Source organism: Tunturibacter psychrotolerans (genome assembly GCF_040359615.1).
In the GTDB taxonomy this organism is placed as follows: domain Bacteria; phylum Acidobacteriota; class Terriglobia; order Terriglobales; family Acidobacteriaceae; genus Edaphobacter; species Edaphobacter psychrotolerans.
Genome location: NZ_CP132942.1, coordinates 1,684,192 through 1,697,418, shown reverse-complemented (window position 1 = coordinate 1,697,418; position 13,227 = coordinate 1,684,192). Strand labels below are relative to the sequence as shown.

Below are 13,227 nucleotides of genomic sequence, written 5' to 3'. Positions count from 1 at the left end.
CAGGAATTCTGCCCGTTTACCCTCTGGATATTCGTTTACAGGATGTTCATCGGTTGCGTGTGTACTTGAGACTGCGCCTCATGCCGGAGCACACTCTTCAAGTCGACCCCGAGCCAGTAGTTGGAAGTGACCCACGTTGGGAGTTGGTGGAGCGCATCGTAGCGTCTCCGTCGTTTATTCGTTCGCCGCGGCTCTGCAGCCTGCTGATGCACCTCTGTGAGTTGGCGCTTGCTGGGAGGTCGGACGATATTAACGAGCAGAGTATCGGAGAGGCGCTCTTTGAACGAGCTCGCAACTATGACCCGTCGATCGACGGCATCGTGCGTTCGCATGCCAGCCGCCTTCGTCAGCGGCTTGAGCAATATTTCAGCGAAGAGGGCGCGCACGAAACGATCCGCCTGACAATTCCGAAGGGGGGCTACACGCCCCTCTTTGAGGCCCATTCACGGCCACTGTTACGGAGTGAGAGTGCAGTCTCCTCTCCTCAGCCTACTTCTGTCGAAGATCTTCCTGACACTAGAACGAGTGCTCCAGTTGCAAATACGTATCGTCATCTCTTCTGGGCTACCAGTATTGCCTTGATTGCTGCTTGCAGTTTCATCGGCTTTCTGCTGGTCCATGCACACTCTGCGCAATCGTCACCAGGCAGCGTAGCGAAGCACCCACTTTGGAGCATGCTCTTCGGTACGGATCACTCGACTCTGATTGTTGCATCGGACACGGGGCTTACGAGCCTGGAGGCGTTCACTGGTAAAAACGTTAGCTTGGCCGAATATCTGAGTGGAGATTATCGCACCCACGCCACTCCACTCACCGGAACGACACCTGAGATTGCTGAGAAGATTGCGTCGAGGCGATATACCTCTATTGTCGATTTAGATATAGTCACCAAGCTGTATCAGATTCCTGGCGTGCCAATCAATCGCATGCAACTTCGGTACGCGCGCGACCTTCGACCGAACGATCTAAAGGATGAACCGGTTATTCTGCTTGGTTCTGCCGAGGGCACTCCGTGGGTGGAGCTGTTCGAAGACAAGATGAACTTTGTGTTTGTGCATGATCATCAGAATCATCGGTTTGTCGTACTGAATCGTCTTCCGCACAGCAATGAACAAGCTCGCTACGAAGCAGACCTGAATGGTCCAGTTCACCGCGTGTACGGCGTGATCGCGCTGAGGCCAAATATGAAGGGTTCGGGAGATGTGCTGGTCCTTGAAGGGACCTCCATGGCAGGAACCGAATCGGCGGCGGACTTTGTCTTCGACGATTCGCGGTTGCTTCCTTTTCTTGCGACGATCAAGCAGAACAACGGTTCTCTTCCTTATTTCGAACTGCTTCTACAGTCGAATAACATGAATGGAAGTGCTTCGGGATCTGAGATCCTCTCCTATCGCACAACGGCGCGGTAGATCTCTTCTTAGCTGCCAGCCATCCATTCGCTAATGCGAGCGTGAAAGCTGCGGCTCATCGCGATTTTTTGGCCATCCACCAGCACAACCGTAAACTCCCCGCCGGGCTCGGTCCTCACTTCCTTTAGATACTGCAAATTAACGATGGCAGAACGATGCACACGCAGGAACATTTGTGGATCGAGCTTCTCCTCGAGATGGCTCATCGTCTCGCGCAGGAGGTGCTTCTCAGCTCCTGTGCAGATGCGCGCGTAGTTCTCTTCGGCTGCGATCCAACGGATATCCGAGACGGGAAGAAACAGGATGCGACCGCGAGATTTGAAGACGATGCGTGTCGTGTAAGCGGGAGGACTCTGTGTGCGGCCGTTGCTTCGCCCGGCATTTTGCTTTGAGAGGTTAATCTCATCACACGCACGTTGCACTGCCGAATGCAAACGCTCGGACGTGAAGGGCTTGAGTAGATAGTCGACTGCGTGTATCTCGAACGCACGCAACGCATAGCCGTCGTATGCGGTGGTGAAGATGATGCGAGGCACTACGGAGTCGCTGCCGACAGAGAGCTTGCCGATGATATCGAAGCCATCCATGCCAGGCATTCGAATATCGAGAAAAAGTAACTCCGGTCCAGTAGCACGCACCAAGTCGATCGTTTCGGAAGCTGTTGCTCCTTCACCGACAATTTCGATCTCAGGCTCGTCTCGAAGCAACTGGCGCAGCTTCTGCCTGGCCAAGACTTCATCGTCGGCTAAGATAGCGTGGATCATTATGCACCAAACCTTGTCAGCGTCTCTGCGGGGCTAACAGAGAACTGTAGTGGGAGGGTTATGGTTACTTCGACCTGATCTCTTGCGACCTCGCGTATGCGAAATGTGTGTTGATCTCCGTAGTGCAACTGGAGGCGGCTTTTAATGTTGGCCAGCCCAACGCCTTGACCTTCTGAAGGTTTAGACGAATTGGAATTCAGACCGGCGCCGTTGTTGAGAACACTCAGTGTCAGGCGCGAATCTTCGCGGGTTGCCTCGATGTGGAGGAGGCCATTGCGGTCTAGTCTGGAGAGGCCATGAGTGTAGGCGTTCTCGATGAGCGGCTGGAGGATCATTGCAGGCACAAGAGCATCGTGCAACTCAGGGTGTACCCATAGTTGCTGGTGGACACGGCCCGTGAATCTGCGCTCCTGCATCGCGAGATACATCTCCACAAACTCCATTTCGTCATTGAGACGAATGAATTGCACTTCGCCGCGCTCCAAGGTGATACGCAAGAGGCTGCCGAGTTGTTCCAGCATGGTGTCGGCGGCGGCGACGTCGGTCCGCATGAGGCTGGAGATGCTGTTCATAGTGTTGAAAAGAAAATGCGGATTCAATTGCATGCGGAGTGCGGCGATCTGGGCTTGGGCCAGTTGCACGGCCAATTGAGCGGCCGTAGCCTCTTTTTCACGGAATTTCTGGTAGTACCCTATGCCGCGAAACAAGGCGATTGCACACCAGAAGACGACCAAGTTGTCGACGAACTCCGCATCCAAATGAAACGCCAGCCTGGGCCAATAGGTCATGTGCGGGCGGTTGAGCGGAAGACGCGGAAAGCAAACTACCCAGATCATCTCCTCCACAACGCAGGCAACTATGCTGAGCGGGAGTACTTGCGTGAAGATGCAGAATGCGTTTGCTCGTTGAATCCAGGGCCCGCACCATCTCCACAGCAACCAGCAGATGACACCCCACAAAAAATACTGGACCCACCATGCTGCAAAAAGGATTCCTATGCCCATGCGATAACTCCATAGGCGCATGGTCATCAACTCCTGTAAGGCGAACAAGGTGCCGAGCAAGACAGATGCACCTACAAAGATTGCCGGATGCATGAAGAATGGTTGTGAGCGTGTGCGATTTATCGGCGGAAGGTTCAGGGAATCATCCTCGGCCTTCTTCCCTTGACGGATGGAATGGGAATGCAACCACACATTCTATTCCTACCTTGTCAGGAGGCTGGTACGTAAAGCAATTGACCAGCGTGCAGACCAGCCGTTGAGACTGCAAGTGCCGATGCAGGAAAGCGTTGCCGCCTGTCGCCGTCTTTATAGACGAAGAGGAGAGGCGTCCGGTGTTGCCGATACCAGGTATTTGCATCCGAGTCGAGCGCTTCGACCTGCGGCGTGCCCAGCTTTTTTGTAAGTGCCGCGAGGTCGTATCTGACCAGGCTCATCGCAGGCTCTCCACCCTGAAGAACGGCGGTTCTGAAGTGGAGGTAGGCGGCTTTGCTGTCTGCGGGGACGCCTTTGCCGTCTCGTGCGAGGGCGCCTAGTACCACTGAAGATTTCCAGTAACCTGCGTTCGCAGCGGTTTCAAGGAGGGATGGTCCCTGCTGTGGGGAGGTTGCAAACTCAGGATGGTTGACCATGAGCAAGCCGAGCGAGTGGATCGCTGGAATATATCCAGCGTCGGCGGATGGGCGCAAAAGAGCCTCAGCTTTGCGTAGATCGTGGGGATGGTCGACATCCACCGAGAAGAGTGTGGCGAGGTTGTAGGCGGCGACAGGATCGTGCAGTTGCGTGCCGGTTTTGTACCAGGTTTCGGCGGCGGCTTTGTCCTGCTTCACGCCGATCCCGAAATAATAGAGGTCGCCCAGATAACTGGCAGCTGCTCCCTCTCCTTTGCTGGCCGCTTCTCGAAAGAACTGCATGGCCAACTCTTCATCTTTGGCGACACCGAGGCCCCATACGTACACTACGCCGAGGTTCACTTTGGCTCTGATGAGGCCGGAGGCGGAGGCGAGTTGGTACCAGTGCAGGGCGCGAGCATGATCGACCGGAACACCTATGCCAGCCTGATAGAAGAAGCCGATCTCATTTTCTGCCTCAGGATCTCCAGCTTCGGCAGCTTTTTGGTACCAGTATGCGGCCTGCTTCGCATCCTGCGTTACTCCGTTGCCTGTAAAGTAAGCCGCGGCCAACTCAATTTGTTGAGAGGAGTATCCCTTTTGAGCATCTGCTTTTAGCTGAGTGATATCTGTTCCCTCGGCTGAAGCCACGTAACCTGCAAGTAGGATTACGCCGGCAGCGAGTAACAGGGCTCTTACGAGTTTTACGGAGATCAGGAGAGGGGTGCGAGTTATTCGAACCATGATTTCCTCCAGCTTGTGGGATCTCGCCATGTCTCTGGGGTCTTTCAACTAACTAGATCCCATGGAGCGCAGCCGGCGCTACGTAGACTTTCAGGATTACGGACAAGTGATCGGCGCAGTTCCACGATTATTGGGGATCTCGTCACGTGTAAAGGGCACTGCAACGACGTTGGCATGCTGTTGATCACCACCAAGAGCAACTCGTCACATAACTGGAACTATGTAATCGAACCGCTCCTTGTCTACTTGGTGCGAGGCGGAACAGTAGTTATCGTCTCCGCCGAATAATTTTGCTAACAATAAGTCACTGGCCTCGACACAGGAGCTTACGGTGCAACCATACATCCGGAATGTGTGCTGACTAGTGGACATGTGACGGATAGCAGCGCGAAGTGACGAAGCTAGCCAAGCCCGGGAAGAAGTGCATCAGAGATGACGCACTTGGGCGAGTTACAAGATGAACTACTAAATCCTCTCTCGGCGACGTCTTCCATCCACTGTCATCATTTCTCAGGGCACGGAGATTGGTCACCGGTAAATCGACCCGTGGATTCTGCCGTTTGTCACATTCTGTGCGGCGCTCGTCACAACGCTGTTGTTGACCGCGGAAGTGTCGGCACATAATGCACTGCACCGGGCTGCGGGTTGCGGATCTGCTTATTTTGCAAGACGATCGGTGCTCCCGGAGAGTGCAGCACAGTAGGCGGCATAAGCAGCACCTGCCTTCGCTACGAGTGACTCAAGTGTGACTTGAAGTCGACGGGATGAAGGCCTTCAGGCGTTCCATAGGTCGATGATTCGGAGTCGGATCGGAAGGTCGCCTGCGCACCACCACTTGAAGGGAGCCCAGCTATGTTGAGAAATATCTCAGTTCACGCATCGATTCTTTTCGTTCTGCTTTTTCTGCCTCTTTCTCTAAGTCATCTAACTGCACAGACCGATTCCGGCATTGTGTCGGGGTTAGCGGTCGATCAAAGCGGAGCCCTCGTCTCCGATGCGACGGTAACGCTCACCAACACGGGGACAAACGCTGAACGAACGGTAACTACAAATCACAGCGGCGAGTACACGTTTCCCCCTGTCGCGGCCGGTATCTATACGGTGAGGGCGGATGCTCCAGGCTTTCAGCGGTTCGAGGCGCGAGTCGAGGTCACGGTTGGTGGGCATGCAACGGTTCCGATAAAGTTTGCGCTTAGTGGCTCGCAACAGACTGTTACCGTAATTGACCAGGGCGGAACGACCGTCAATACGCAGACTCAAGAGGTGTCGCAGATCGTGAGTAGCGTTCAGGTCTCAGAGCTGCCAAGCCTTACTCGCAATCCTTATGATTTTGTCTCAATCTCGGGCAACATCAGTTCCGGAGATAAGGTAGCGCAGAGTGGTGCGACAAAGACCACCGGCGACCAGAATGACACGACGCGCGGCGTTGGATATTCGCTGAACGGCCAACGGTCGAGTGGGACAGAGATCCTGTTGGATGGGGTTGAGAATGTTGATTCGTACGTGACCGGCCCCGAAGTGACAGTACCGATCGATGCGGTGCAAGAGTATCGCATTACCACCAGCAACTTTGAGCCACAGTACGGACGCGCGTCAGGCGGAGTCGTCAGTGTTGTTACCAAATCGGGGACGAATCGATTTCATGGGGGTGCGTGGGAGTTCAATCGCCTCGCAGCCTATACGGCCAATACCGTTCAGAATGCGCAGAGTGGTGTGCCGAAGGGCGGCTACACGCGCAACCAGTTCGGCTACGATGTCGGCGGACCGATATTGAAAGATCGGCTGTTCTTCTTCCAAAGTACTGAGTGGGTGAGGGTGCGTAGCTCGGCTAATCAAATCTCGCTGGTGCCGACGCCACAATTTCTGGCGGCATCCGATTCGGCAACGCAGGCCTTCTTTGCGCAATACGGCTCTCCGGCTCCTGCTTTTACCCAGACTTTGAGCAAGGACAACGTTGTGGCCTCGGGCGTAACTCCAACTCCGGGTGGCCCCTTCGATCTTTTGCCTGGAAATACGCCGGTACTCGGAATAGCTCCGTTCGCTTCGCCCACCAATGCCGGAGGAGGCGATCCGCAGAACACGTATTACTTGATTGGCCGTGTAGATTTCAATGCGACCCCAAGAACTCAGATGTACGGGCGGTATGTGTTTTACAACGAGCTTGATGAGACAGGCGCGATGTTCAGTTCGCCATACTCGCAATATAACGTTGGCGCTTCCGAGCGGGATAACGCCGCTCTCTTTGGGCTGACCCATGAGTTTTCCGGCTCCCTTGTGTCGAGCACGAAGTTGAGCTTTACTCGGCACACGTTAAGTCAGCCGTTCGATACGTCGCAGCAAAACGCCCCTACCCTGTTTCTTTATAACAATGCGACGATTGGCGGAAATCTAGTGCAGTTTCCTGGTTTCTACAGTCAGTTTGAAGGAACGGGAGGACTTCCATCCGGAGGGCCACAGAATACTGTTCAGATCAGCCAGGACATTGATTGGACGAAGGGTCAACACTCGTTCAAGGCCGGTACTCAATTGCTCTATATACAGAACAACATCACCTATGGCGCCTATGCGCAGGCAGTCGAGGGGATCGGGACCAGCGCGCCAACGGGCCTGGATAACTTTTTGAACGGTACGCTCTCGATTTTTGAGGGTGCCGTTGACCCACAAGGAGCGCTGCCTTGCGTACGAAACTATGCGACTGGCAATCTGATTCAGACGCCGCAATGCCAGATCACTCTACCCGCATCACAGCCGAACTTTGCCCGGAGCGACCGGTTCAAGGATTGGGCGGTGTACGCGCAGGATGCGTGGAAACTCACTCCGCGCTTCACGCTCAACTATGGCGTGCGCTACGAGTACTACGGGATTCAACACAACAACAAGCAGGACCTCGATGCAAACTTCTATTACGGGCCAGGCGCATCGCTTCAAGCGCAGATTCGCAGTGGTCAGGTGTTCACGGTTCCGGATAGTCCCATTGGTAAATTGTGGAATCCGCAGTACGGCACTGTTGGACCTCGTGTCGGCTTTGCGTACGACATCAATGGCAATGGCAAGACAAGTCTTCGTGGCGGATACGGCGTAGCTTACGAGAGAAACTTTGGAAATATAACGTTCAATGTGATCCAGAACCCGCCCAACTACGCCGTGGTTCAGATCACTACACCGTCGCCGATAACGACAAACAACGCCGGTCCCATTGGCGGCTCGAGTGGAACGGTTCCGCTTCCTCCAACCAGCTTGAGAAATGTAGATGAGAATATTCGAACGGCGGCGACGCAGTTCTATAGCCTGACGGTAGAAAGGCAGCTTGCGAATAACGTCGTTGCATCCATCGCTTACGTCGGTTCACGGGGGACACATCTTTACGACGTTAAGGGCTACAACATGCTTGGCGCCGGTAACGTCTATCTCGGCGACCCCGTGCAGGATGCCAGCGGCAACTTCATTTACTCGCGGCTTAACAACCAATATGGATCGATCAACAACCGTGGCAGCGCGGGGGATTCTTACTACAACGGCTTGAACATCGGCTTTCAAATGACAGATCTCGAGCGCACGGGGCTCATTATCACAGCGAACTATACAGTCGCGCACTCGACTGACAATTTGAGCTCGACATTCTCTGAGAGCAATAGCTCGGTCAACGGCATTGGCAACCTTGGCTATCTCGATCCGTTCAATCCTGGGCTGGACCATGGGGCATCGGACTTCGACATTCGGCAGCGATTCGTTCTTGCACCGATTTACAGGACCCAGTGGTTTAAAGATAGTCACTCCTTTGCCGGGAGACTGCTGGGAGGATACGAGGTCACGGGTATTTACACTGTCCGCACTGGCACGCCATTCTCGGTCTCAGATAGCAGCAACTCGCTGAATCGCAGCGCCGGGGTGGGTATACCTCGCTATACGCCGGGCACAACCATCTCGAACTATAGTTTCACTAAGGCGATAGATAAGAATGCTTCCGGTGCGAACCTATACGACCTTGTCTCTTTACCGGCAGCGGTAAGTTACGGAAATCAGGCTTTGGGTGGGATATCTGACTTCGGGCCATATCCTGCTGCGATGACTCATCGGAACGCGTTCTCCGGGCCTGGTGCGTGGAACTTCGATCTTGCGGCAAGTAAAAACATTCCGGTCAGAGAAGGTATCGAGGTTGAGTTGAGAGCAGAAGGCTTTGATATCTTCAACCACCATAACCTTTACATTACTGAGTCCAATAACGACGTTGCCAATTACGGCTACGATGGAGCAACCATCCCTATCCAGGCAAAGAAAGGTGGCGTCAATGGCGGCGCGAACGATGAACGTCGCTTTGGTCAGTTTGCTCTGAAGATTAAGTTCTAATCGCTGCGCTGCTGGTCCGTTTATCGCCAATTGGCGACGACATGAGGGAGCGGCCACTGTACTTCACAGTGGCCGCTTTGCTTGTCCAACGGGTAATGGTAATGGTCGGCGCGATGGTGGTGTTGCGCCTGCGACAGCTAAACAAAGAGAGACTCAAAGATTTACGGCAGTCGATAACTCGCGCCCTGCATCATACCCCGTTTACGAATCGCTCACGGTCGCCTAGGATAAACTCACTTCGAAAAACCACTGGGCCCTGCACTCTCTTCACGACGGAGGCATTGTCTGGCCGATCAATCCTCAGAACATCCGCCCGTTCCGCCCAAAGGGCCGGAGGGAACTACTCCCCCAGCAAAGGACACAGCCTCTGCCGGCAAGATAAATTGGGCAGTTTTGCGCCGGCCCTCCGTCATCAGCGTCTTCATCCTTGTTGCACTTTGGAACATCTCCATCGCCACCGATTGGCCCGCTGGTTATCTTGAGGAAGAGGGCTTCTGGCGCGACACGATAGGAGGCATCCACGATATCAATCTCCACCTGCAGCTTCGCTTCTATCAGTTGCTCACTCGTCACCGTCCCGACCCCTTCCAGCCTGATCACGTGAGCCTCGTCTACATCGACGATGACACGCACTGGACGACTCTCTTCGGCGAGCAGCCCACCAGCCGCGCGTTTCTCGCCCGCGTTGTCAGGAACGCCGCCAATCCGGACACCAAGGCAGACGTGATCGGCCTCGACGTCGAACTGCTCTCGCCACGAAACTTCCCCGAGGGCAGGGACATCGGCTCCCGCGACACGGACAACGACGCACTTCTCGGCGCGATCCAATATGCGTCCAGCAAAGGCGTCCCGGTGATTCTCGGCAATGTCTACGCGGTAGAGGATGGTCGCCGCATCGACCTGCCCAACATCTTCACGCGGGCAGACCTGCTCGCCTCCCCTCACCTTGACTGTGCGCGCGTCTCGTGTCCCGGCTTCGGCTACCTCAACCTACCCGAAGACAAACGAGAGATCCCGCTCATCACGAAAATTCCACCAGCAGATCCTCAGCTTCCGCCTTACCTCGATTCCTTCGCCCTGACAGTTGCGCGCGCCTACCGCGGTCCGATCGAAGCAGCAAAATATCCGATTCTCAATCCGCGTGATCATCCCGACAACGCGCCGGTGTTCGGCACCTTCCTGCCCGAAACCCAAAGCAAGAACCGCAAGGATCCGCAGTCGTCTGAAAAAGAGTTCCCGCAGATCTCTATCACGGGGCTGGCAAACGGCGATCTCCCGGCCATGCAGGCTTGTTCCAAACGCATCGTCCTGATTGGAGGACACTGGCACGAACGGCAGGGCTACCTGGGCTGGGTCGACCAGCACCTCAGTCCCGCAGGCTACATCTCCGGCCTCGCACTCCACGCCAACTACATCGAATCGCTCCTGCAGCACAAGTTCACCCGCGAACTCAACATATGGATCAACGTTCTGCTCGACCTCATCGTCGGGCTGATCATTTATCTCTGCTTCGAAGCCGTGTCCACCGGGTGGAGGATCATCGTCCTGCTCGTCGTCTTCTTCGTGCCACTCATCGCTGCCTATTTATTCCTCGGCCTCGCCAACATCTACTTGGACTTTTTGCTCCCTATCGAGCTATATTTTTTGCATCTTCTCTACGAAATTGTCGAGAAACACTTCTGTTTGAAGCGACACGAAGCCAAACAGAATGCAGTTACGTCCGGACATGATCCACTCCCAGCAGCCGGAGGGAAACCGTGATGAAGACACCCCGCACTACCGCCGTCCTATTTTTCGGCTGTGTCGTCTTGCTGTCTCTCCCTGCACATGCGCAGCAGACCAAGGCCGCTTCAACGACGCAAACCACCGCAGCCGCCCAGCAATCCAAGTCGACGGCCGTCCACGCGAATCCGGACAAACGCCAGATTCTCGTTAAGTCCGGCACGCTCTCTCTGCTCTCCAGCAGCGAGGCGGACCTCGTAACGGGAGACGACGCCGGCCATCCCATTACGCTCACGTTCCTCTGTGACAAGAACACCAAAGAAGACAAGGCCTCCAAGGGCGACCCTGTCAATATCCTCTACGTTGCTAATGGCCACAGCAACCTTGCCCTCGTCATTCATCTCATTCAGTCCTCCGGTGATACGAAGGGTAGCCCGGATGAGGTAGGCGGTGTCGCCAAAGCCGAGCCAGCCAGAGCCACAGGAATTTCAGGCGAGATCGGTGGCGTCGCGAGCGCTAGCCCTCCGCCTCCTGCCTACTCGCTCTCCCCCTTTGAGGCTCAATCCCTGCAAAAGAAGCTCGAAGGAGATTTCGGCCTTACTGTCGCTGACAGTGATACCAAGCCAGCCTACGGCCGTATCGTTACTCTGAAGAATCACGATCTCGCGGCCTCACTCTCGAGTGACATTACCCCTTGGAATATCTACGTCAACGGAGACATCCAGACCGACCTCTATGGAACCAACACGACCACAACGATCGGGAGTTCTTCTTCCTTCAAGAACGTATTCCCAACGTTGACTCACAAACCTCCGTCAGAAGAGGCGCCCAAATACGTTTTCACACCCGGCGACACCCTCGAAGTGGTTGATGTCGAAGTTGACGGCAATTCGGTCCTTCTTAAACTCGCCGCCGAACGCCCGGCACATGGTGTCTCCTCCGGTGGGTTCGGTGCAGTCGCCTCCACCACCCAGCGGCGCGTCTATTCCACGCTCGCATTCCCCATCACTTCCGACGACACCCCACCCGCCTCCACGGTCGAACAGCAGATCGCACAGCTCCTCGACCGCAAGTCGCCCTCCGTTTACAGCGCGGGCGAAGGCACTACGGTTGGCACTCACACGCCAGCCGCCGCCAGTGCTGCGGGTGCGGCTGCAGCTCCGGCCGCGTCTGCTGCCGCACCCGCTGCTCCAGCAACCATCGCCGTCGGCCAAACTCAGAAGCAGGTCATCGAGGCTTTGGGCAACCCCCAGAGGGTCATCAAGATGAACGGGCGCGAGATTTACGTCTACAAGGACCTAGAGGTTACCTTCGTTAAAGGCAAGGTCACCGATGTCCAGTAGGTGGATGCATTCGGCGCCACGGAAAAACGCCGGATACGGATGCCAAATCATGTCACTGATATTCTATTCGGAATTACCGGATTAATCTCGTCATCTCGCGGCGCTGCAAGCCCTTAAAGGCTGGCCGTTACGTCTACCCAGGTGTTGGAGCGGGCGGATCTGATCACGGCGTCGATGATGTGAGCTGAACGCAACCCATCATTAAAAGTAGGCAGGCCTTCACGCGCTTCCCCTCTGATGCTCGCATAGGTGTCAGCAACAAAGTTCTCAAAGCACTGAGCATACCCTTGTGAATGACCAGCAGGCAGTGTGGACAAACGGCGTTGCTCGGATGATCCATACGAGGGATCCCTTTGAAGTATTTCTGCGCTAGCTTCTCCTCCGAGCCAGATCGTTTCCGGGTTTTCCTGGTCAAACACCGCAGAACGACGCTCCCCATCAAACTCAAACCAAAGCCGATTTTTTCTCCCTGCAGAAACCTGGGAGATCAGGACGGAACCTAACACCCCGGATCGCGTCTTGAAGATGACGGTGGCAGCATCTTCTGTATCCACCTTTCGCGTTTGACCTGCATCGCTGCTTTTCTGGAAACTAACTTCTGATTTGACGGGTCGTTCTGGCACGGTAATCGAAGTGGCAGCGGTGAGGGAGGTGATCCTCTCCCCGCTTACGAACTCCATCAAGTCGCACCAATGCGAACCGATATCGGCGAAGGCCCGAGACGGTCCTCCTGTTGCGGCTTCTACTCGCCAACTTGTTGCAAGTGGAGATAGAAGCCAATCCTGGAGATAGCTGCCATGGAGAAGTTGCCAACGGCCAAACTCGCCTGCGGTAACCCGCGAACGGATCTCACGAACGAGAGGGTGGAATCGGTACACATAAGGCACCGTTGCAACTCGCTGCCGCTGATGCGCGAGTTCTGTGAGCCTTTGGGCAACCGAAATCGAGGTGGCAAGCGGCTTCTCGCAGATGACGTGTGCGTTCGCAGTAATTGCTGCTTCGACATGCTCCGCATGCATTGCGTTGGGAGTGCAGACGTGGACGACATCCGGGGCAATCGTGGTAAGGTCAGCGGGTGTAAGAATCGGTTCCGTGTGCCAACGCCGAGCCATTTCGACGGATCGCTCCGGAGTGGACGCCATCGCGCCGACCAACGTGGCTCCGCATAAGAGTGCAGATCGCCGATGAACCTCTCCTATCATTCCTGTTCCGAGAATCGCGATACGCAGGGGCTTAGAATTGATGTTTTCTTCCAGGTTAATCACAAGGACTCCAGGTTCGGCGCT

Annotated in this window: 8 protein-coding genes; 4 read left to right on the top strand and 4 right to left on the bottom strand. The window is 55.2% G+C overall.

All coding sequences use genetic code 11. The annotated features are described in order from the left end of the window. The first annotated feature begins 59 nt into the window (after window positions 1-59). The gene (locus tag RBB77_RS06930; protein ID WP_353065885.1) at window positions 60-1,409 is read left to right on the top strand and encodes a hypothetical protein; all 1,350 of its coding nucleotides are present in this window, start codon (window positions 60-62) and stop codon (window positions 1,407-1,409) included. An 8-nt stretch (window positions 1,410-1,417) separates the two neighbouring features. Here RBB77_RS06930 and RBB77_RS06925 read toward each other — a convergent pair whose 3' ends face one another. The 3 genes from RBB77_RS06925 to RBB77_RS06915 all read right to left on the bottom strand — a co-directional run bounded on the left by RBB77_RS06925 (window position 1,418) and on the right by RBB77_RS06915 (window position 4,529). Then, window positions 1,418-2,173 (bottom strand): LytR/AlgR family response regulator transcription factor, encoded by a 756-nt coding sequence (locus tag RBB77_RS06925; protein WP_353065883.1) that lies wholly within the window; start codon window positions 2,171-2,173, stop codon window positions 1,418-1,420. Beyond that, a complete protein-coding gene (locus RBB77_RS06920) occupies window positions 2,173-3,009 on the bottom strand; it encodes a sensor histidine kinase (RefSeq protein ID WP_353065881.1) in 837 nt (278 codons plus the stop codon). The genes RBB77_RS06925 and RBB77_RS06920 overlap by 1 nt, the downstream gene beginning before the upstream one ends. Window positions 3,010-3,386: 377 nt before the next feature. Further along, the gene (locus tag RBB77_RS06915) at window positions 3,387-4,529 is read right to left on the bottom strand and encodes a tetratricopeptide repeat protein (protein ID WP_353065879.1); all 1,143 of its coding nucleotides are present in this window, start codon (window positions 4,527-4,529) and stop codon (window positions 3,387-3,389) included. Window positions 4,530-5,381: 852 nt separating this feature from the next. Between RBB77_RS06915 and RBB77_RS06910 the strand changes: the two genes are divergently transcribed. The 3 genes from RBB77_RS06910 (at window position 5,382) to RBB77_RS06900 (ending at window position 11,941) form a co-directional block, all read left to right on the top strand. Next, window positions 5,382-8,876 (top strand): TonB-dependent receptor, encoded by a 3,495-nt coding sequence (locus RBB77_RS06910; protein ID WP_353065877.1) that lies wholly within the window; start codon window positions 5,382-5,384, stop codon window positions 8,874-8,876. 393 nt (window positions 8,877-9,269) lie between these two features. Beyond that, window positions 9,270-10,637, top strand: coding sequence for a CHASE2 domain-containing protein (locus tag RBB77_RS06905; RefSeq protein WP_353065875.1), 1,368 nt, complete (start codon window positions 9,270-9,272; stop codon window positions 10,635-10,637). Beyond that, a complete protein-coding gene (locus tag RBB77_RS06900) occupies window positions 10,637-11,941 on the top strand; it encodes a hypothetical protein (RefSeq protein ID WP_353065873.1) in 1,305 nt (434 codons plus the stop codon). The genes RBB77_RS06905 and RBB77_RS06900 overlap by 1 nt, the downstream gene beginning before the upstream one ends. Window positions 11,942-12,054: 113 nt before the next feature. On the opposite strand, the gene RBB77_RS06895 is transcribed toward RBB77_RS06900, so the two are convergent. After that, a complete protein-coding gene (locus tag RBB77_RS06895) occupies window positions 12,055-13,206 on the bottom strand; it encodes a Gfo/Idh/MocA family protein (RefSeq protein ID WP_353065871.1) in 1,152 nt (383 codons plus the stop codon). Window positions 13,207-13,227: the final 21 nt, after the last annotated feature.

Excerpts from the sequence above, each read along its gene's own strand:
- RBB77_RS06925 (WP_353065883.1), bottom strand. The coding sequence starts at position 2,173 with ATGATCCACGCTATCTTAGCCGACGATGAAGTCTTGGCCAGGCAGAAG.
- RBB77_RS06920 (WP_353065881.1), bottom strand. The coding sequence starts at position 3,009 with ATGATCTGGGTAGTTTGCTTTCCGCGTCTTCCGCTCAACCGCCCGCAC.
- RBB77_RS06915 (WP_353065879.1), bottom strand. The coding sequence starts at position 4,529 with ATGGTTCGAATAACTCGCACCCCTCTCCTGATCTCCGTAAAACTCGTA.
- RBB77_RS06910 (WP_353065877.1), top strand. The coding sequence starts at position 5,382 with ATGTTGAGAAATATCTCAGTTCACGCATCGATTCTTTTCGTTCTGCTT.
- RBB77_RS06900 (WP_353065873.1), top strand. The coding sequence starts at position 10,637 with ATGAAGACACCCCGCACTACCGCCGTCCTATTTTTCGGCTGTGTCGTC.